Genomic DNA, 19,929 nt, shown 5'->3' on the forward strand with positions numbered 1-19,929 from the left:
TTTTGCCGTAACGGGCGGCGCATAACGGCGGCTTACCACTGCCCCGTTTGCATGCGCAGCGCCACTTCGCAGTCGTCAAAAATTTCGAGTTTGGCGATTTTCACGCGCACGCCCAGCACGCCGGGCAGCGTCAGCAGGCGCTGGCTGAGCTTGCCAATCAGCGTCTCCAGCAGGTTCACATGCTCGGCGGTGCATTCGTCAATGATGATTTGGCGCACCTTGCGGTAGTCGAGCACGTGGGTGATGTCGTCGTCTTGCGGGCGCAAGGGCTGGGGGCCGAGGTTGAGTTCGGCATCCACCTGAATGGGCTGGGGCGTGTTGATTTCATGCGCCAGGATGCCCAGGCTGGCGGCAAAGCGCAGCCCGGTGAGCGTGAGCAGGCGCTGGCCCATATCAGGCCGCGCAGCAGGCGGGGCGGCGGATGAAGCGCCAGCAGAAACAGGCGCTGCGCCCATCATGGAAAAGTCCCGCTCGAAGGGCATGAGGTGCTGCCCGCCATCGACCAGCAGCGTGGCGCCCGTGATGGCCGGCGTTGCCAGCACAAAGGCCACGGCGGCGGCCACGTCTTGCGGTGTGGACGATTTGCCCAGCGGGCTTTGCGCATGCAGCCGCTCAAACACCGCTTCGCTGGGCATGAGGTGGCTGCTCAGCGTCAGCCCCGGTGCAATGGCCGCCACGCGCACGCGCGGCGCCAGCGCCTGCGCCAGCAAGGTGGTGGCCGCATGCAGGGCCGCCTTGCTCAAGGTGTAGCTCAGAAAGTCGGGATTGGGGTTGAAGAGCTTCTGATCCAGCAAATTGACCACGCAGCCCGCCGCCGCAGGCGCCTGGCGCCCGGCCAGATGGGCGGCCAGCGCCTGCGCCAGCAGCACGGGCACCGCCGCGTTCACCTGCATGTGCGCGCGCAACAGCGCGGGGGCAAACGTGGCGGCGTCGTCAAACTCGAACAGCGCAGCGCTGTTCACCACGGCGTCCACCCGCCCGAAATGCGCCGCCACGCGCGGCACCAGGGCGCGCGCGGCGGCCTCATCGGCCAGATCGGCCTCAAACACCGCGCCGCCGCATTCGGCTGCCGTGGCCTGCGCCTCGGCCTGCGAGCGATGACAGTGAATGGCCACCCGCCAGCCCGCGCGGGCCAGATGCAGGGCAATGGCGCGGCCCAGACGGCGGCCCGCGCCGGTGACGAGAACAACGGCTTGATTAACGGCTGGATTCATTGGGCTGATTGTGCGGGCGCGCTCAATAAAAAAAGCGGGGCGAGCCCCGCTTTGACAATGGGCGAATTATGCTCCACCTTATACGTTAATAACAATATGGATGATAAGCACGTCATCTGCCGCTTCCGCCGCAAAAAAATGCTTGCCGGCAAAAACCAGCGTGTCACCAGCATGCAGAGCGTGCTTTTCGCTGTCATCCAGAACGACATTGAGATTGCCTCGCAGCACACAGACAAGCACGTCTTTGCCTGGATGGTTATGGCGTTCGATTTTTCCACCTTTTTTCAGAATCACGCGCTCAACGCTGCCGTGACCATTGGCAAAAACCTTGCCTTCGCCGCTGAGAATAGATCCAATGGAAGTCGTCATGACAAAACTCCTTGTGGTGACAGTTGTCGCAAAAAGGCGGGCGTAAGACCCGCTCGACAGGCATGGTCCAGCATCAGGGCCGTGCCGGCTGGCTGGCGCATTGGCGGCGGCTTTGTCAGCTTCCGCCTGCATCCGGCCATCAAGCAGCATTTTAGTTCTTCAAAGGATGCGGTATATTTAAAACCATTATGAAAACGGGGTTTATGATCGTGATCCCATAGCGTCATGCGATCTGCCCATAGATATATTTGACGCTCTAAACATCATTGTCACAGATAATCTCCAAGTGACAATATAAAAGGCCCGCGAAGTAAATAATCAATATCCACTGATCCAGTCTGCAGACCAGACGGGATTCGTATCTTGCGCCTTGTCTCCTGCCACTTGACAGGAAAACGACCTGGCCCGCGCCGCCCGCCAGCGCCTGAAAAGCGCCAGAAGCCAAAACGGAATTTTGTCGAGACTTTCTATTATCAGTATGGCCAGCGATACAATCAGCTGCCTGTACGACACCTAAAAAATCAGCCGCAGCAGCGGTTATAGGCATCCGGCAGGTTTTCCCGCCGCCTTTTCCCTTCCGACTCGGAACGCATCCATCTTTCATTCATGTTCAGCCTCCGCTTTCGATAAGCCCTGTTTTAAATACCCCCGCCGTTCGGCCATGAAATATTTTTAAATGACTGAAAACAATCCCCTGCAAGAGCTGATTGCCAGGCGCATCGCCGCCGCTGGCGGCTGGCTGCCGTTTGATGAATTCATGCGTCTGGCGCTTTACGCACCAGGCCTGGGTTATTACGCGCGGGGCGCGCGCGCGTTCGGGCTGGGGCCGGGCGATGGGAGCGATTTCGTGACCGCGCCGGAGCTTTCGCCCTTATTTGGCCGCGCGCTGGCGGCGCAGGTGGCGCAGGCGTTCGATGAAACAGGCGCGAGCGAAGTCTGGGAATTTGGCGCGGGCAGCGGGGCGCTGGCGGCCAGTCTGCTGGCGGAGCTGGAGCGGCTGGGGCGGCCCGCGCAGCGCTATGTGATCGTGGACATTTCCTCCGCCTTGCGCGCGCGCCAGCAGCAGCGCCTGGCCGCCTGGCCGCAGGTGCAATGGGCCAGCGCCCTGCCGCAGGCGCTGCGCGGCGTGGTCATTGGCAATGAGGTGCTGGATGCCATGCCCGTCAAGCTGCTGGCGCGCCTGGGGGGGCGCTGGCACGAGCGCGGCGTGGCGCTCGCGCCAGCGCCCTGCATGCCCAAAACGCCGGAAACGCCCGTGAACAGGGCGCAGGCAGCTATCAAAACAAAAGCGAGCGCCATGCCGGGCGGTCCTTTCTTCGTCTGGCAAGACCGTCCCACAAACCTGCGCCCGCCTGTGGAACCCGAGGAAATGGACGCCAGCGAAAGCGAGCGCGGCATGGCGGCGGATGTGGTGACGGAAATTCACCCCCAAGCGCAGGCTTTCATCGCCACCGTGGCCGAGCGGCTGCGCGCGGGCGGCGCGGGCGCGGCGTTCTTCATTGACTACGGCTTTCCCGAAGCCGAGTACTACCACCCCCAGCGCCGCAGCGGCACGCTGGCCTGCCACCGCGCGCACCGCATGGACGGCGACCCGCTCAGCGCCGTGGGCGAGAAGGACATCACCGCTCATATCGACTTCACCGCCGCCGCACTGGCCGCGCAGGATGCGGGGCTGCACGTGCTGGGCTATACCTCGCAGGCGCATTTCCTCATCAATTGCGGCCTGCCCGCGCTGATGGAACAGGCCAGCCTGCCCGAGCGCGCCGCCGCCATGAAGTTGCTGGCCGAGCATGAGATGGGCGAGCTGTTCAAGGTGCTGGGCCTGGCCACCCGCGAGTGGCCCGCACTGGGCTTTGCTGCAGGCGACCGCACGCACCGGCTTTGAAGAAGGCGCGTTTTCCCCTTCTCCTCCTTCAGCGACGGCGTGCGGCCATGTCCATCTGGCCCGAATCAGGCGTGGTCAGGCTGCATGGGCGCCTTCCTGCGGGCCTGTCCAAAGTCTGTCCGTGGGCGCGAAAAGCACAGACCCGGGCGCTCTTGGACCTTGCGAACGCTTCACCGGGCCGCAGGCGGACAGTCAGGCCCGTTTGCGGTTTGCGCCTTGCTGCCCATCCCGGTTTGCGCTCCTCCCGGCCAGGCTCTGAACAGATTTCGGGAGAGCGGCAGACTGAAATGAGCGCACCGATTTCGCTCCTGAATTCATAGCTTTAGGTCCTGGTGAATATTGCGCTGGCAGGCATTTTTGCCGCCTGAATTTGCTCCTGTTTTCAGTAAGACTGGGCGGAGCCGCGCCCGGCAAGGGCGGCCAGACTGCAACCTCTGCCGCGCAGTCACGCGCGCCGCCACATCTCTCCATGTGTCTCTCCACTTGCACACGTTGCGAGGCGCGCATGTATTTTTTTTGCCTTTCAGATTGACATGCCATGTCAAAAACCGACATACTATGCCCGTTACGGGCCGCAACCGCCGCCTGCGCCAACCCTGAGGAGAGGAGAAAACGAATGACCTTGCTGGAGCAACTGAGCAACCTGGACGCGCTCACGTCCGTGCTGATGGGCGGCGCTGCCGTGCAGCTGCAGCCCATTGCTGGCGACGTGCCGGTGGTGCAAGTCAGCATCGAGGGACGCGAGGAGCTGCCCATCTTCATCACCTGCTCCGACAGCCAGCTTCTGTGTCTGTGCTATCTGTGGACGGAAGCCGACATCCGCCCCGACCGCCGCGCCGAGCTGCTTGAGGCGCTGCTGGAGCTGAACCCGGCGGTGCCTCTGTCGTCTTTTGGCCGCGTAGGCGGGCGCTACGTGCTCACGGGCGCGCTGGCCCGCGCGGCCCGCGCAGAAGACGTGGCCAATGAAGTGGCCGTGCTCTCCGACAACGCGCTGGACGCCCTGGGCGCGCTGGCCGACTACCTGAACTGACCCGCCTGATCCGGCCACACCGGAAACCGCCCTGGAAAGGAGAAAACCCATGTCCGTCATCAAGAAACTCGTCACACTGCTGCGCGGCAGCGCCCGCGAACTGGGCCAGAGCATGGTCGATGCGAACGCCACCCGCATCTACGAGCAGGAAATCACCGATGCCAAAGCCAGCATCGGCCAGGCCAAGGCCGAGCTGACCGGCGTGATGGCCCAGCAAATGCAAACCGCGCGCGAAATCGAGCGCATCAAGGCCGACGTTTTGCGACACGAAAACATGGCCCTGCAAGCGCTGGACAAGCAAAAAGACGATCTGGCGCTGGAAGTGGCCGCCCGCGTGGCCGCGCTGGAAGCCGAGCTGCAAGCGCAAACCGAGGCGCACGCCGCCTACGCGCTGCAAGTCAGCCGCCTCAAAGACCTCATCCGCAGCGCCGAAGCCCGCGTGCGCGAGCACGAGCGCGAAATCGGCATCGCCAAAACCACCGAAAGCGTCTATCGCGCCACGCAAAGCATCTCCGAGAGCATGGGCGCCAGCGGCTCGAAGCTGACCAGCGCGCGCGAATCGCTGGAGCGCATCCGAAAGCGCCATGAGGAGCTGGCCGACCGCATGGCCGCCGCCGAAGAGCTGGACGCCGAATTCGGCCACCGCGCGCTGGAGCGCAAGCTGGCCGAAGCAGGCATCGGCGAAGACCCGAAAGTCAAGGCGCAGGACGTGATGGCCCGCCTGCGTGCGCGCCGCGCCAGCCTGGCCCTGCCCGCCCCCGGCGCGGCCGGCCCCGCAGACGCCGGAACCAGCGCCGCATGAGCGCCGCCCCGAAAAGCGCCCCGCCAGTGCAAAAGCCCCCGCGCTGGCAGGGCAACGAACAGGCGCTGCGGGCCGTGCAAGTGGCGTTTGACGTGGAAGAGGCCGTGATGGAAGCCATCCGCGTGGCCGCCTTTCACGGCAACGTCTCCACCTCCACGCAAATCCGCCAGGTGCTGGGCCTGCCCGTGCCCGCCCGCCCCAAGCGCCCGCGTCTGACCGTCACCCTCAGCGAGAGCGACTACGCCCTGCTGGCCAGCCGCTACGGCCTGAAGCCGGACGACCGCCTGGGCATCAAGGAAAAAGCCACGCGCGAGCTGATGGCGTTCGTGCCGCCCCAAATGCCCCAAATGGCGAAACCCGGCGAAAAGAGCGGTTCATGAAGCGGCCAAGCGCCCGGCCTCTTTTCAGCGCCTGTTCTCTGAACGGCTTTTCAGGCCCCAATCAGCGTTTTGTCCTAGTGAAACCTGCGCAGGCCGCTATCGTTTCAAGAGCGTACGGCCGCTTGGGCGGCCCAGCGGCTGCGGCGGCTTGCCTGCCTTGATTTCGGCATTACGCATTACATTTCGCAGCGTCATTCAACATCTTTTAGCCAATGTCTTCCCTGTTTGCCGCCCTGACCTCGTTTCCCGCCGTCGTCTATACCGTGCTGCTGGGCGTGGTGCTGGTTTACTGGCTGCTGGCCATCATCGGGCTGGTGGATTTCGAGGCGGGCGCAGACATGGACATTGGCGCAGACGCGGCAGATGCGGGCGATGCGGGTGATATCGGCGATGCAGGCGATGGCGGGCCGGAGGGCCTGAGCGGCCTGGCCGCCTGGCTGGTGGCGTTCGGGCTGAACGGGGTGCCGTTTTCCATTGTCGTGAGCCTGCTGGCGCTGGTGGGCTGGTTCCTGACCGGCATGGCCAGCCTGACGCTGCTGCCGCTCGTGCCTGACGCCCTGCGCTGGGCGGCGGGCGCGGGCGTGCTGCTGGCGGCGGCGGCGCTGTCCATCGTGATTGCCGCGCAGCTGGTGCGGCCCATGCGCGGGCTGTTCGTCACGCATCGCGCCATCAGCAATGCCGCTCTGGTGGGGCAGGTGTGCAAGGTGCTCACGGGCGTGGTGGACGAGCGCCAGGGCCGCGCCGAGGTGGCGCAGCGCGGCGCGGGCATCAACATCCGCGTCTGGGCGCCCGCCCCCAACAGCCTGCGGCGCGGCGACGCGGCGCTGATTACCGAATACGACCCCGCCCGCCAGCGCTACCGCATTGACGCGCTGCCGCCCGATCACGCCTGATTTCTTTCCTTTTTTCTTCCACCCGCGGCCCCCGGCCTTTTCCGCATCCAGAGTCCGTCATGACCGAATCCACCCTGCTCATCCTTTTTGCCATCGGCGCGCTTGCCGTCCTCATCCTGGGCGCGTTCGCCATGTTCGCCAAGTTCTACCGCAAGGTAGAGCAAGGCACGGCCATGATCGTCAATACGCTGCGGGCCGCGCCGGAAGTCACGTTCACGGGGCGCATGGTCTATCCCGTTATCCACAAGGCGGAGCTGATGGACATTTCGCTCAAGACCATCGACATCGACCGCTCCGGCGACCAGGGCCTGATCTGCCAGGACAACATCCGCGCCGACATCAAGGTGAAATTCTTCGTGCGCGTGAACCAGACCAGCGAAGACGTGCTGCGCGTGGCGCAGGGCATCGGCTGCGCGCGCGCTTCCAACCAGCAGACGCTGGAAGACCTGTTTTCCGCCAAGTTCTCCGAGGCGCTCAAAACCGTGGGCAAGTCGCTGGACTTCGTGGACCTGTACCAGGCGCGCGATCGCTTCCGCGACAAGATCATTGAGCAAATCGGCGACGACCTCTCCGGCTACGTGCTGGAAGACGCCGCCATTGACTATCTGGAACAAACCCCGCTGGCCAAGCTGGACGCCACCAACATTCTTGACGCGCAGGGCATCAAGAAAATCACCGAGCTGACAGCGGTCGAACACGTCGTGACCAACGAGCTGCGCCGCAACGAGGAAATGCAGATCAAGAAAAAAGACGTGGAAACGCAGGAAGCCCTGCTGGAGCTGGAGCGCCAGCAGGCCGACGCCACCGCCCGCCAAAAGCGCGAAGTGGCCGCCGTGCAGGCCCGCGAAGAAGCCGAAACCGCCAAGATCCGCGCCGAAGAGCAGACCCGCGCCGATCTGGCCCGCCTGCAAGCCGAGCAGCAAGTGGCCGTGCAGCAGGAAAACGTGCAGCGCGAAAAGGAAGTGGCCGAAAACAACCGCAAGCGCGCCGTCGTCATCGAGCAAGAGCGCGTGACCCGCGCCAAAGACCTGGAAGTGGTGGCCCGCGAAAAAGAAGTGACCTTGCAGCGCATCGACGCCGACCGCGCCGTCGAATTGCAGAAAAAGGCCATCGCCGACGTGATTCGCGAGCGCATCGTGGTCGAGCGCACCGTGGCCGAGCAGGAAGAAGCCATCAAGGAAGTGCGCGAAGTGGCCGAAGCCGACCGCACCGCCAAGGCCACCGTCATCACCGCAGAAGCCGCCGCGCAGGAAAAGCTGGTCATGGAAGTCAAGGCCGCCGAAGCGCAAGAGCGCCGCGCGCGCCACAAGGCCGCCGAAGAGCTGCTGCTGGCCGATGCCCGCCTGAAAGTGGCCGAGCGCGAAGCCGAAGCCAAAAAGCGCGAAGCCGAAGGCGTGGAAGCCCTCAGCGCCGCCCCCGGCCTGGCCGAAGCCAAAGTGCAAATGGCCGCCGCCAGCGCCCATCTGGCGCAAATGGAAGCCGAGGCCAGCGGTACGGAAAAAGTGGGCCGCGCCCAGGCGCAAGTGACCGAAGCGCAGGCGCAAGCCGAAGCCGTGGGCCTGCGTGCCCGCATGCAGGCCGAGGCCGATGGCAAGGAAAAAATCGGCCAGGCCGAGGCCAACGTGCGCACCGTCGAAGCCGAAGCCCTCACCCGCACGGGCGACGCCGAAGCGCACAACATCGACGTGAAATTCAGCGCCGAAGCGCGCGGCCTGAAAGAAAAATTCGAGGCCATGAAGGCCATGAGCGCCGAAACCCGCGAGCACGAGGAATACCGCATGCGGCTGGAGCGCGCCCACATCGAGGCCATGAGCGCCATCGAAGCGCAAACCCGCATTGCCAAAGAGCAGGCCCAGGTGCTGGGCACGGCGCTGGGCAAGGCCAACATCGACATCGTCGGCGGCGACGCGGCCTACTTCGACAGCTTTGTCAAATCACTTTCCGTGGGCAAAGGCATCGACAGCGCCATCGCCAAGAGCCAGACGCTGCAAACCGCCTTCAAAGACCAGATCGAAGGCAAGCGCGACGTGCTGGAAGACCTCAAGCAGCTTCTGGGCGCCGCCGGCCAGTCATCCAGCCAGCTGCAAAGCCTGGGCGTGACGGCGCTGCTCACCAAGATAGCCACCCAGGGCAGCGACGCCGAAAAAGACGCCTTGCGCACCCTGCTGGGCAGCCTGAACCGCCAGAGCTGACCGCCGCTGGCGGCAGGCCGAGCGCCGTCCGGGCGCAGGTCGTGAACGGGCTGAAGGAATGGTTTATTTAGCTCCTTTAACCATAGCATGAGGTCCTAGTGAAATCTGCGCAAAGCAGCATTCCAGGCCCTCATATTTGCTCCTGTTTTCAAAGCCGCCGGGCAGGCAGCGCCGGCCTTGGGAGCCTGTTTGGCGTTTGGCCGTGAGGGGGCGCAGATCATGAGCAGGTTCTGAAGCCCGCTTGGCCAGGCCGTGGGCCGGGCCTACTTGCGGCGCTGGCCCGCGCGCGGGTGTGCGGCGTCGTACGCCTGCGCCAGATGCTGAAAGTCCAGCCGCGTATAGACCTGCGTGGCGGCGATGCTGGCGTGGCCCATGATTTCCTGCACGCCGCGCAAGTCCTGGCTCGATTGCAGCAGGTGACTGGCAAAGCAGTGGCGCAGCATGTGCGGGTGCAGGCTGGCGGATGCGCCCGTGAGAGCGCCCCGGCGCTTGATGCGCAGCTGCACCGAGCGCACGCTCAAGCGCGTGCCGTGGCGGCCCAGAAAAAGGGCGCGCGCGGCATCTTCGCTGGCGGGGGCGACTTGCCCGCGCACAGCCAGCCAGCGGCGCAGCGCCTCAACGGCCTTGCGGCCCAGCGGCACGCTGCGGCGCTTGCCGCCCTTGCCCAGCACCTGCACTTCAGCGGCGGACAGATCAATCCAGCCCTGGCCGCCTTGCCAGGCCGCGTCGCTGGCGGCCACGTTCAGGCCGGTGAGTTCGCTCACGCGCAGGCCGCAGCCGTAGAGCAGCTCGAAGATGGCGGCGTCGCGCGCCTCGTGCCAGGGGCTGTCTTGCGGCACGCTGGCATCAGCCAGACGCACGGTTTCATCCACCGGCAAGGCTTTGGGCAAGAGGCGCTCGCGGCGCGGCAGGCGCAGGCCCTGCGCGGGGTTGGCGTCCGCCAGCCCATTGCGGCCCAGCCAGGCGTAAAAGCCGCGCCAGCCCGAGAGGATGAGCGCCATGCCGCGCGGGCTGCGCCCGGCCGTGCGCATGCGGGTCACCCAGGAGCGGATCTGCGCATGCCGCACGCGCGGCAGCGGCGTGCCCGCCTGGGCGGCGCTGTCGCCCAGCAGGCGCAAGGCGGCGGCGTATGCCTTCAGGCTGTTGTCGGCCAGGCGCTTTTCGTGGCGCAGATGGTCAAGGTAGCGGGCAATGAGGTCGGCATCGGCTGACATGGTGTTTATTGCTTCTGAATCAGGAGCAAATTTAAAGCACGAAAAACGGCTGAAGTCCTTTGTGAACGGGCGCTGCAACTATCAATAGAGGAGCGAAATCAACCCTCTTTTCCGCTTGCCTGCATGCGCCTGTAGCTGGCGTAAACCGGCGAGGTCCAGAGCCGCAGCAGGCTGCGCAGGTGCCAGGCCAGATGGCGGCCGCTGCGGTGGCTGGCGCGCTGGGCGGCGTGAATGACGCTGGCGCCGCCGGCGCGGGCCAGCCGCCAGCCCGCCAGTTGCAGGCGCAGGCAGAAATCCACGTCTTCGCCATACATGAAGTAGCGCGTGTCAAAGCCGCCCAGCTCGCGCCAGGCTTGCGCGCGCACCAGCCAGAAAGCGGCGTTGCTCCAGTCAGGCGCGGCATCCGGCCCGGGCTGCCCGGGCGCCGTGCCGCAGCGCAGCCCCAGGCGGCGGCGCGCCTGCCACCACGCGCGCGCGGCAATGGAGGCGGGCGTGGGCAGCAGGCGTTCGTGGTCTTGCGGCAGGCCATCGGCGCCCAGCTGGCGGGGCCACACGCACCCGGTCTGCGGCTGGGCCAGCGCCTGCATCAGGGCGGGCCAGGGGTTGCCAAGCAGGGTGACGTCAGGGTTGAGCACGGCGAAAGCGGCCTGCGCGCCAGCGGCCTGAGCAGCTTGTGTGGCCCAGAAAGGCTCGGCATGGCGGGCGAAGGCCTGGTTGTGATTGGCTCCAAAGCCCTGCGGCCGGGCATTGGCCTGCACCACCAGATCAAACGGCCAGGGCCGCCGCCCCGCAGCGGCCAGTTCCGGTTCCGGCAAATTGAGGGTGAGCACCACGCGCATGGGCAGCGGCGGCGGCATCTGGCTTGCCTGGCCTATCTGGCGCAGCAGGGCCAGCGCCTGCTCGCCGTGGCCGTGGCTGACGATGGAAACCACCAGCATGCGGGGGCGCTCCGCCGCTTTCAGGCAAACGTTTCAGCCTGGGCCAGCGCGGGGGCCGCGCGGTCTTTTTCCGACAGCAGCGGCTCGGCGATGCCATGCGCGGCCAGGGGCCAGTCCACGCCGATGGCCGGATCGTTCCAGGCCACGCTGCGCTCATGCTCCGGCGCGTAGTAATCCGTGGTTTTGTAGAGGAAGTCGGCGGTGTCGGACAGCACCACGAAGCCGTGCGCGAAGCCCGGCGGCAGCCACAGCTGGCGGTGGTTGTCTTCGCTCAGCTCCACGCCCACCCATTGGCCGAAGGCGGGAGAGCTTTTGCGCATGTCCACCGCCACGTCAAACACCGCGCCGCGTACCACGCGCACCAGCTTGCCCTGCGGCTGCCGGATCTGGTAGTGCAGCCCGCGCAAAACGCCCTTGCGGCTGCGGCTGTGGTTGTCCTGCACGAAGTTGACATCCAGGCCCGTGGCCTGGGCGAAAGCGCGGTGGTTGTAGCTTTCGGAGAAAAAGCCGCGCGCGTCGCCAAACACGCGCGGCTCCAGAACGAGCACGCCCTCAAGGGCGGTTGGAATGACTTTCATGGCGGGTTTTCAGGGTAAGAGCCGGTTCACAAGAGCTGTCTGCGCCTTGCAGCCCATCATCATTGGGCCGCGCTTTCGCCCTTCATGGCCAAATCATGAACAGACTCCAAGACGCGGATGCCGTCCGGCAGGTAGCGGCGGTATTTTTGCAGCGCGGTCTGCAAGGCGGCGGGCGGCAGTTCATATTGATAGTGGCCATTGGCCGCGCCCGTGCGGCGCGCGCCGAAGTTTTCATGAAAGCGCCAGACGCTGGCGTTTTCCTGCCGCACTTCAAACCAGGCGGAATCAAAGCCCAGCCAGAGCGCGTAGTGATAGACCATGAGCGCCGATTCGATGCCGCAGCGGGCAGGCAAGCCAGGCAGCAGCAGCCACGATCCCCAGCAAAAGGCCGTGCCGCGCGCGTCATACAGGCGCACCGTGCCCAGCGGCGCGCCGTTTTGCCCATCGGCAATGACGAAATACGCCTGCCCCTGGCTGCCTGCATAGCGGCGCAGCCAGTCCGCCTGCGCCTGCACTTGCGGCGGCACGGCAGAGAGATGGCGGGCGCGCACGGGGTCGCTGCGCAGGGCATGGATGAAGGGGGCGTCAGCCTCGCAGGCGTCGCGCAAAAGCAGCGTGCGGCCTTGCACGCAGCGCGCTTTGCGAATGACGGGCAGTGCGGTCATGGCGCTTTCTCCGGCAGCAGGCAGGCCACGCGCAGCTCGTCCACGCGGAATTCGCCCTGGCCTTCCAGCGGATCCAGCCGCAACTCCGGCTCCAGCCCTTCAGGGCTTTCGATCACGAATTCAATCAGGGCGGCGCGCTCGCGGCTGGCCGCATAGGGCTTGCGCACGGAACGGCCTTCTTCAAATCCGGCCTGCCCGCGCAGGCGGTAGAAAAGCTGCGCCACACCGCTTTGGCCAGCGTGCAGCAGGGCCTGCACGCCCAGCACGCGGCATGCTGCAGCGCGGTCTGCGGGCATGGCCAGCAGCAGCTGCGCGTCGCCCAGCCCTTGCAGCCAGCCATCTTCCAGCTGCCGCGCCTGCTGCCACTGCATTTGCCCAGGCTCCAGGCGCAGCATTTCGTGCCCGAAGCCATCCCGCCCGGCAATGGGCAAATAGCGCACGAAAGAAGCGCCCACGCGCCGCGCATGCAAATAGGCGCGCGTGAAGTCGGTGATGCCCACGGCGTCAAACCCCGGGCACAGCACGGGCTGGCCGCTGCCCAGCTGGCGGGCCAGGCAGCGAATTTCACCAGCGCGAAAGGCCGAGGCGCTGCGGTAGTAGGCCGCCACGTCAAAAACGCCGCGCGCGGCTGCCAACGCCAGCGCCGCCAGCAGCAGCGCCGCCAGCGCGCGCTCGGCGCGGCGGCGCAAGGCCACGGCCAGCGTGGCCGCCAGCCAGGGCGGCAAAAGCGTGGCCCAGAAGAAATGAAAACGCCCATACGCCAAGCGGAACAGGGCCGCAGCGCCCTGTTCGTCAGCGCCGCGCAGCCCCGCGCGCCCCAGGCTTACCAGCGCCAGATAGGCCAGCACCACAGCCAGCAGGGGCAGCCAGACTAGCGTCAGCCGCCTGCGCCGCGCCCCGCCAGCCGCCCAGACGCCCCGCAAGGCGAAAGCAGCAGCGGCCAGCAGCGCCAGCGCCAGCAGCGCCACCCAGGCCGCCTCCAGCGCCAGCGATTCAAAACCGTGTCCGCTGGCGCGCCCCAGCTTGCCCGCCATGAACCACCAGAAATCGCCCTCGTGCGGCCAGGTCAGGCGCATGGACTGGCCCAGGCTGTCCGCCCCGGACCTGCGCGTCAGGCCCATCTGCAACGCCGTGGTCAGCAGCCCCGCCAGGGCCAGCGCCGCGCCGCCGCTCATGCCGCGCGCGCGCAGCGCCTGCGGTGGCATGCGCCAGGCAAGCAGCCACCAGCCGCCGCCCATGACCAAAGCGCCCACAGCACCCGACACGTAGGAAAGCCCTGCCAGCAGCCCCAGAGCCAGCACGCCCGCCAGCCGCCAGCCGCCAGCTGCCGCATTGGGCCGGGCGCGGCCAAAGTTCAGCCAGGCCGCCCCCAGCAGCGCCAGCAGGGGCAGGGCCTGGTGATAGGCCAGGTTCTGTTCGCCCCAGTAGCTGCCGGACTGGAGCATGAACACCGTGAAGGCGAACGCCAGCGCCTGCCAGACCGGCTGGCGCAGCGCCCAGCCCAGCAGCCGCCATTGCAGCCAGAGCAGGCCGCCCAGCACGCCCAGCATGGAAAGCGTCTGATACGGCAGCGGGTTGCCGCCCAGCCAGCGCTGGGCCAGGGCGTCCAGCGCCAGCCCCACGGGCGCGATGGTGTTGTTGGCAGCTTCAAACAGGCGCGCCGGGGCAAGCGAAGTGGTTTGCTCCGTGTTGTAGGCCCGCCAGTCGTCCAGAAACGGCAGATCCGTGCCCCAGCGCAGCCAGGCCAATACATTGGCGGCCAGCATGAATAGCGGCAGCGCCACGCAGGCGCGCGGCAGGGCCTGGCGCAGGCGGGCAAGGCAGTCAGCGCCGGACATGGGGTGTGAATATCCAGCGCTGCAAAACGAACATGAGCGGCGCAACCGCCAGCGCAGCCGCCAGCGGCGCAGCCCACTGCGGGCCATGCAGCGCAGCCACCCAGGCCTGCACCACGGCCAGCCCCAGCCCCAGCTGCAGCAAATGGCTGGCCGCCACCCACAGCAGCGAAAAAGGCCGCCCCGGCCGCGCGAACACGGCGTGGCGCAGCAATGCAAACGACAGGGCAATGCCCGCCACGAATGCCAGCACATAGGCCGCGCGGTAGTCCATCGCCTGCAGCAGGGCCAGATACAGCGCGTAGCTCGCCAGCGTGTTCAGCCCGCCGGCCAGCAAGTAGCGGACGCTTTCGCCAGCCAGGCGCGCCGCGCCCTCGCCCGCTTTCATGCCAACTCCTTTGCCAGCGCGAGAAATTCGCCGTAGTCGCGGATGTAGTCAGCCGGGTCGTAGGGCAGCGAAGCCAGCACAAGCAGCATGGCCCCTTCGGAATAGCGGTACTGCGTGCCCCACACCATGGGAGGCAGATGAAGGCCCAGGCCGGGGCTGTCCAGGCAGAACTCTTCGCGCTGGCGGCCATCGTCCACCCGCACGCGCACGGAGCCTTTGACGGCCATGAGGAACTGCTCGCACTGGCGGTGCGCGTGCTCGCCGCGCACTTCCGCATTGGGCACGTTGTAGATGAGAAAGCTGCGCCGCACGACGAAAGGCAGATCGCGCCCCAGCTCGGCAGCGCACAGGTCGCCCCGCATGTCTTGCACTTCGCGCAGCCGGTACAGGCGCACGCCCCGCACGGCGCTGGCCAGCGCGCCGCCGCGCGCCGCAGGCGGCGCCTGCCAGTGCGCTGGCGTATCCACATAGCCAGCAATGGTGGCCGCTTGCGCCTGCACGATGGCGCGCGGCGGCACGTGGCGCGTGACGACGGCCCCCGCTTCGATGCGCGCCTGCGCCCCCACGCGCACGCCAGCAGCAACCACCGCGCCTTCACCCACCCGCGCGCCCGCGCCAATCACCGCGCCTTCACCCACGCAGGCCGCAGCGGCCAGCGCGCAGCCTGCTTCCAGCACGGCTCCAGCGGCAGCCACGGCCAGCGGCCCCGCGCTCACGCCCGGCTCCACGCGGGCCAGGGCCAGTTGCGCGCTGGGATGGATGTTTGCCATGCTCTCAAAACCTTTGCACGCGCAGCGCCAGCGCCTGCGGGCGCTGCTTGGTGTTTTCATAGGCGCGCCAGGCGTATGCGCCAACGATGCCCAGGCTCAGGAGATTGAGCGCGCCGAAAAAAAGAATGACGATCAGCGTCATCGCATAGCCGGGCACGTCAATCCAGCCCATCAAGCGGCCCACGATGGCCGCGCCGCCCAGCGCCAGCGCCACCAGCACGCCCAGCCCTCCGGCGCGCACCAGCAGGCGCAGGGGCAAGTCGGAGAAGGCAAACACGCTGTCAGCCAGATAGGCCACTTTCTTGCGCCACGTCCAGGCCGATTGGCCGTGGCGGCGCGGCAGGCGCACATAGGGCACGCCAGCGCGCCTGAAACCCAGCCAGAAAATCTGCGCGATGAGCGAGCTGCGGCGCTCTTGCAGCGCCAGCAGGGCATCGCGGAATGCGCGGTTGCACGCGAACACATCCACGCCTCCCGGCGGCATGTCGGCCACCACGTAGCGGCGGTACAGCGCCCAGAACAGCTGCGACTGCCAGCGCTGCCACCACGGGTCGTGCCGCATGGCGCGCTCGGCGATCACCACATCCGCCTGGTCTTGCTCCAGCAAGGCGAGCATTTGCAGCGCCAGCTCTGGCGGCTCTTGCAGGTCAGCCGCCATCACGGCGAAGAAGTCGCCCGCCGCCAGCTCCAGCCCCATGCGCACGGCGGCAAATGCGCCGAAGTTGCGCGTGAGCAGAACCAGCGTGGCCCGCAGGCCCGTGGCGGGCAGGCGCTCTTGCAAGATGGCATAGCTGCGGTCGGGGCTGCCATCTACCACCAGCACCACTTCCAGCGATCCGGCAAGCTGGCCGTTCATGTCTTGCAGCGCCGCCAGCAGATCAGGCAGCGACTCTTCGTTTTTGTAAACGGGCACGATCAGGCTCAGCATGCGCCCCCCTGGCTGAAAAAGGCCCGAACCGCTCCTGTCACGCGCCCAATTTGCGCTGGTGACAAGGCCGGGTGGCACGGCAGCGAAATCACTTCAGCGCATGCCGCTTCCGTCACAGGCAGGACAAACGCGCTTTCAGCGCGGCGAACCGGCTGGCGATGGTCGGCGATGGGGTAGTGAACTTCGCAGCCCACGCCCTGCGCCAGCAGATGGGCGCGCAAGGCATCGCGCCGGGACGTGCGCAACACGTACAAATGGGCCACATGGCTTTCATCCAGCCCGGACGGGCAGCGCACGGGCAGCCCGGCAAAGGCGGCGTTGTAGTGCGCGGCCACGGCACGGCGTGCGGCGTTGGCGGCATCCAGAAGCGGCAGCTTCGCCAGCAGCACGGCCGCCTGCAACTCGTCCAGGCGGCTGTTCATGCCGCCGGGCAGAGCCACTTCGTATTTGCGCTGCTGCCAGCCGTATTGCCGCAGGGCGCGCAGCCGCTGGGCCAGTGCGCCGTCAGAAGTGGTCAGCGCTCCGCCATCGCCTACGGCGCCCAGGTTTTTGGTGGGGTAGAAGCTGAAGCACGCCACATTGGCCCATGCGCCTGCCTTGCGCCCGCCCAGAATCGCGCCGTGGGCCTGCGCCGCGTCTTCCACCAGCGGCACGCGCGCTTGGGCGCACAGGGCCGCCAGCGCGGGCATGTCCGCCATCCGCCCGTAAAGGTGCGTGGCGATGACGGCGGCGGGCTTGTCTGCCCCGCGCAGCGCTTGCGCCAGCGCGGCGGGCGCAAGAGTCAGGCTGTCTTCATCCACTTCCACGTACTGCGGCGCGGCGCCTGTCTGGGAAATGGCCGTGCTGGCGTAGTAACCCGCATTGGCCGCCGCCGCCACGCGCTGGCCTGGCCCCACGCCCAGCGCACGCAGTGCCAGCGTCAGCGCATCCGTGCCGTTGGCCACGCCAATGGCATGCGCCGCGCCCACGTAGTCGGCAAAGGCGGTCTCGAAAGCCTGCACTTGCGGCCCCAGCACAAACTGCCCCTGCTCCAGCACGCGCTGAATGCAGGCGGCCAAATCAACGTCAAAGCTCATGCCTTGCGTGGTGAAAAAAGGCACGGCATCCGAAAGGGAGGGGGGGGAGTGTTGAATCATGGCGGCAAGCTGCCTTCTCAGGCCCGTTTCGGCGCGGTGCCATCGCGCAGCAGCCCTTGCAGATATTGGCCATAGCCGCTCTTGGCCAGCGGCTGCGCCAGTTTTTCAAGCTGGGCGCTGTCAATGAAGCCCTTGCGCCAGGCAATTTCTTCCGGGCAGGCAATCTTCAGCCCCTGGCGCTGCTCCAGCGTGGCGATGAACTGCCCGGCCTGCATCAGGCTCTCGTGCGTGCCCGTGTCCAGCCAGGCGTAGCCGCGCTGCATGATTTGCACGCTGAGCTGCCCTTGCCGCAAATAAGCGTCATTGACGCTGGTGATCTCCAGTTCACCGCGCGCGCTGGGCCTGACGGCCTTGGCGATGTCCACCACTTGCGCGTCGTAGAAATACAAGCCGGTAACGGCGTAATTGCTTTTGGGCCGGGCGGGCTTTTCCTCGATGCTGGTGGCCCGGCCTTGCGCGTCAAAAGCCACCACGCCGTAGCGTTCGGGGTCTTGCACGTGGTAGGCGAACACCGTGGCGCCATCGCGCCGGGCCTGCGCGGCGGCCAGCAGGGTTTCGAAGTCGTGCCCGTAGAAGATGTTGTCGCCCAGCACCAAGGCGCTGGGCGCGCCGCTCAGGAAGGCTTCGCCAATGATGAACGCCTGCGCCAGTCCGTCCGGGCTGGGCTGCACGGCGTATTGCAAATGCAACCCCCACTGACTGCCGTCGCCCAGCAGTTGCTGAAAGCGCGGCGTGTCCTGCGGCGTGCTGATGACCAGCACATCGCGTATGCCCGCCAGCATGAGCGCAGCCAGCGGGTAATAAATCATGGGTTTGTCATATACCGGCAGCAGTTGCTTGCTGATAGCCAGGGTGGCCGGATGCAACCGGGTGCCGGAGCCTCCGGCCAGGATGATGCCTTTGCGTGGCAAGGTCATGCAGCGCCTCTTTTTATCGATTCAAAAGCCAAAATTTTGGCAGATGCGCAAGTGCGCTACGCCAAAGGCCACGACCCGCAAGCCCCCGGCCACGGAACCCCCGTTTTTTCGATCCTCTTTTAATAGCGAGAGTCGCTTTGATTTCGGGCCTTGCTGCCGTTTTCTGAGCTTTTTTTAGATTCTGATTTGATCGCGATTGTGGCCCAGTGGCGGCAGACTCCCGCTGCCGCCTGCCGAGATCAGGAATAGACAGAGCCGCCGAAATTGAAGGGGTCGCTTGCTGGAAAGGCAATCTGAAAATCCATTGTTGATTTTCGAATTGCTTTTATTTTGGGCTAATACAGATTGGTAATGAAAATAGGCATGAAAAGCGCAAGCAAGCTGTTTTATTGGGTCAATTCAAGCAGGCAACAATAATCCGGATTATTTCGACTCTCTGATTTATTTGTTTCAATAACAGAACCCGTGAGAGAATTCTATTCGATGAGACATTTCGACAGAATTGGCAATTACGCCTTTTATGAAGAAGAATGATCCGATATTTTAAATGCGGCGCAGTCGTGAATTGCGGAAAATGCATGGCCAAGAACACTTGTTGTTTGACTGATATTTCCAACAAGGTATTGAGTCAGTTTTTCAGGATACAGACATATTTCAGATTGGCCAACAAACGGATAGAATGGCTTAATTTTCCTTGTTTGCCAACTCTTACGCATGGGTCTGAAGCAGTGCCAATGCGATCGAACGCTGCATTTTTCATTGTTTTCATTGGATATTGAAATATTTATACCTCCATTAATGAGAATGGAGGAATGCAGGCGAATGCTGTAAATAACGTCGCCCCATTTTTTTGCATCATCCGCAGCGAGATGATCAGGGCGGGGCTGCCGTCTTCTGTCTGCCGCGTGGCAGGATCCAAGATGATGCCTTTGTGGGGCAAAGTGACGGCTTCCGCCCCATTTTTTCGCTCCTGATTTGATAGAGTAACCCGCTTTTATCTCGGAAGTTACAGCCGTTTTTGGGTCTTTTTCAGCTCCGGTTTTAATAGCAAACCAGCCCGGTGACGAAGGCTTGTCAGCCGGGCCGGGTTGTCGGTTCAGGCAAGATCTCAAGCCATCAGCAGCGGCACTTCGTGTTGCATTGCGATCTTTCGCCGTTGGGGGTAATGGCGGATGTGCCCTGTTTGCCCGGGGCGATATGGCGTTCGTTCAACAGCGTATTGAAAAACCGGATGAATGACTCTTTGCAATCTTCATTTTTCCAGTTCTGGTGTCCCCGGTTTGGAATAATGGTTGCCAGCTCTTTCGGCAAACGCACATCGTATTTGTCACCCTTGCCGAAATACCAGAATTTTTTGGCCAACAGAACATTTTTCCCATTCAAAACATCTTGCTGGAAATTGTCAGAATTATGGCGCAACCAGGACGGCAATGGTTCGTAACTTTCTGAACGCTCTTCCAGCCAAATGCAATCACCCGCATCGTTTTCATTTTTCGGGATTTTGCCGTTCAATGCCGCATCCGTTTTGCAGCGGGCAACGTATTGCGGCCAAGTCAATATTTCGTCCACCTGCATGCAATACACGATCCGATTGCTGTCGGACCGGCAACCGAAGCCGACGATAATATCGCCGATTTGCGCGCATCTGCGAATGACAGGTTTGCAAATGGCCAGCGTGCAAATGCCGAATCCGGGTTGGGGGGCTGCACCTGCGTCATGTGCCACTTTATAGGTATGAAGCAAATGATCTTTTATGTTTTGCAGCTTCATCATTCTTTCACCTCCAAAAAACTAT

Annotated in this window: 20 protein-coding genes and 1 pseudogene; 6 read left to right on the forward strand and 15 right to left on the reverse strand. The window is 64.7% G+C overall.

The annotated features are described in order from the left end of the window. Window positions 1–32 precede the first annotated feature (32 nt). The 3 genes and pseudogenes from C1720_RS14160 to C1720_RS03865 all read right to left on the reverse strand — a co-directional run bounded on the left by C1720_RS14160 (window position 33) and on the right by C1720_RS03865 (window position 1,583). Window positions 33–458, reverse strand: a complete 426-nt coding sequence (locus C1720_RS14160; RefSeq protein ID WP_369406076.1) for a dihydroneopterin aldolase — start codon at window positions 456–458, stop codon at window positions 33–35. Then, a pseudogene (locus C1720_RS14165) lies at window positions 453–1,214 on the reverse strand (SDR family oxidoreductase); the annotation flags it as partial. The pseudogene C1720_RS14165 and the gene C1720_RS14160, both read right to left, overlap by 6 nt. 78 nt (window positions 1,215–1,292) lie before the next feature. Continuing rightward, a complete protein-coding gene (locus tag C1720_RS03865) occupies window positions 1,293–1,583 on the reverse strand; it encodes a cupin domain-containing protein (RefSeq protein WP_158241622.1) in 291 nt (96 codons plus the stop codon). Between the two features lie 676 nt (window positions 1,584–2,259). Here C1720_RS03865 and C1720_RS03870 point away from each other — a divergent pair. The 6 genes from C1720_RS03870 to C1720_RS03895 all read left to right on the forward strand — a co-directional run bounded on the left by C1720_RS03870 (window position 2,260) and on the right by C1720_RS03895 (window position 8,765). Continuing rightward, window positions 2,260–3,468: a class I SAM-dependent methyltransferase gene (locus C1720_RS03870; protein WP_102283301.1), complete on the forward strand. Its 1,209-nt coding sequence runs from the start codon at window positions 2,260–2,262 to the stop codon at window positions 3,466–3,468. A 616-nt stretch (window positions 3,469–4,084) separates the two neighbouring features. Beyond that, window positions 4,085–4,498 carry a DUF2170 family protein gene (locus C1720_RS03875; RefSeq protein ID WP_102283302.1) on the forward strand — a complete coding sequence of 138 codons (414 nt, stop codon included), beginning with the start codon at window positions 4,085–4,087 and terminating at the stop codon, window positions 4,496–4,498. 49 nt (window positions 4,499–4,547) lie between these two features. Continuing rightward, window positions 4,548–5,300 (forward strand): PspA/IM30 family protein, encoded by a 753-nt coding sequence (locus tag C1720_RS03880; protein WP_102283303.1) that lies wholly within the window; start codon window positions 4,548–4,550, stop codon window positions 5,298–5,300. Continuing rightward, the gene (locus tag C1720_RS03885) at window positions 5,297–5,680 is read left to right on the forward strand and encodes a hypothetical protein (RefSeq protein ID WP_102283304.1); all 384 of its coding nucleotides are present in this window, start codon (window positions 5,297–5,299) and stop codon (window positions 5,678–5,680) included. Before C1720_RS03880 ends, C1720_RS03885 begins: the two co-directional genes overlap by 4 nt. Window positions 5,681–5,892: 212 nt before the next feature. Continuing rightward, entirely contained in the window at window positions 5,893–6,573 is a 681-nt protein-coding gene (locus tag C1720_RS03890) for a hypothetical protein (RefSeq protein ID WP_050715500.1), read from the forward strand. 59 nt (window positions 6,574–6,632) lie between these two features. Then, window positions 6,633–8,765, forward strand: coding sequence for a hypothetical protein (locus C1720_RS03895; protein WP_102283305.1), 2,133 nt, complete (start codon window positions 6,633–6,635; stop codon window positions 8,763–8,765). A 263-nt stretch (window positions 8,766–9,028) separates the two neighbouring features. On the opposite strand, the gene C1720_RS03900 is transcribed toward C1720_RS03895, so the two are convergent. From C1720_RS03900 to C1720_RS03950, 12 genes are all read right to left on the reverse strand, one after another. Further along, window positions 9,029–9,979 (reverse strand): tyrosine recombinase XerC, encoded by a 951-nt coding sequence (locus C1720_RS03900; protein ID WP_102283306.1) that lies wholly within the window; start codon window positions 9,977–9,979, stop codon window positions 9,029–9,031. A gap of 98 nt (window positions 9,980–10,077) precedes the next feature. Next, window positions 10,078–10,917: a glycosyltransferase family 2 protein gene (locus C1720_RS03905; protein ID WP_102283307.1), complete on the reverse strand. Its 840-nt coding sequence runs from the start codon at window positions 10,915–10,917 to the stop codon at window positions 10,078–10,080. Between the two features lie 20 nt (window positions 10,918–10,937). Then, window positions 10,938–11,495 (reverse strand): dTDP-4-dehydrorhamnose 3,5-epimerase, encoded by a 558-nt coding sequence (gene rfbC / locus C1720_RS03910; RefSeq protein ID WP_102283308.1) that lies wholly within the window; start codon window positions 11,493–11,495, stop codon window positions 10,938–10,940. 59 nt (window positions 11,496–11,554) lie between these two features. After that, complete coding sequence (locus C1720_RS03915) at window positions 11,555–12,160, reverse strand: GNAT family N-acetyltransferase (RefSeq protein ID WP_102283309.1); 606 nt, start codon at window positions 12,158–12,160, stop codon at window positions 11,555–11,557. Continuing rightward, a complete protein-coding gene (locus C1720_RS14490; RefSeq protein ID WP_102283310.1) occupies window positions 12,157–13,998 on the reverse strand; it encodes a hypothetical protein in 1,842 nt (613 codons plus the stop codon). Before C1720_RS14490 ends, C1720_RS03915 begins: the two co-directional genes overlap by 4 nt. After that, window positions 13,985–14,383 carry a GtrA family protein gene (locus tag C1720_RS03925; protein WP_050715493.1) on the reverse strand — a complete coding sequence of 133 codons (399 nt, stop codon included), beginning with the start codon at window positions 14,381–14,383 and terminating at the stop codon, window positions 13,985–13,987. The genes C1720_RS14490 and C1720_RS03925 overlap by 14 nt, the downstream gene beginning before the upstream one ends. After that, window positions 14,380–15,153: a WxcM-like domain-containing protein gene (locus tag C1720_RS03930; protein WP_158241623.1), complete on the reverse strand. Its 774-nt coding sequence runs from the start codon at window positions 15,151–15,153 to the stop codon at window positions 14,380–14,382. The genes C1720_RS03925 and C1720_RS03930 overlap by 4 nt, the downstream gene beginning before the upstream one ends. A 4-nt stretch (window positions 15,154–15,157) precedes the next feature. Next, window positions 15,158–16,081, reverse strand: a complete 924-nt coding sequence (locus C1720_RS03935) for a glycosyltransferase family 2 protein (protein WP_050715491.1) — start codon at window positions 16,079–16,081, stop codon at window positions 15,158–15,160. Next, window positions 16,075–17,217: a DegT/DnrJ/EryC1/StrS family aminotransferase gene (locus C1720_RS03940; RefSeq protein WP_233199797.1), complete on the reverse strand. Its 1,143-nt coding sequence runs from the start codon at window positions 17,215–17,217 to the stop codon at window positions 16,075–16,077. Before C1720_RS03940 ends, C1720_RS03935 begins: the two co-directional genes overlap by 7 nt. 17 nt (window positions 17,218–17,234) lie before the next feature. Then, complete coding sequence (rfbA, locus tag C1720_RS03945) at window positions 17,235–18,134, reverse strand: glucose-1-phosphate thymidylyltransferase RfbA (RefSeq protein WP_102283312.1); 900 nt, start codon at window positions 18,132–18,134, stop codon at window positions 17,235–17,237. A gap of 518 nt (window positions 18,135–18,652) precedes the next feature. Then, the gene (locus C1720_RS12795; protein WP_146006854.1) at window positions 18,653–19,246 is read right to left on the reverse strand and encodes a hypothetical protein; all 594 of its coding nucleotides are present in this window, start codon (window positions 19,244–19,246) and stop codon (window positions 18,653–18,655) included. A gap of 4 nt (window positions 19,247–19,250) precedes the next feature. Beyond that, complete coding sequence (locus tag C1720_RS03950; protein WP_146006855.1) at window positions 19,251–19,907, reverse strand: Nmad2 family putative nucleotide modification protein; 657 nt, start codon at window positions 19,905–19,907, stop codon at window positions 19,251–19,253. Between the last annotated feature and the right edge of the window lie 22 nt (window positions 19,908–19,929).

It is taken from the genome of Ottowia massiliensis (genome assembly GCF_900240305.1).
Taxonomy (GTDB): Bacteria; Pseudomonadota; Gammaproteobacteria; order Burkholderiales; family Burkholderiaceae_C; genus Ottowia; species Ottowia massiliensis.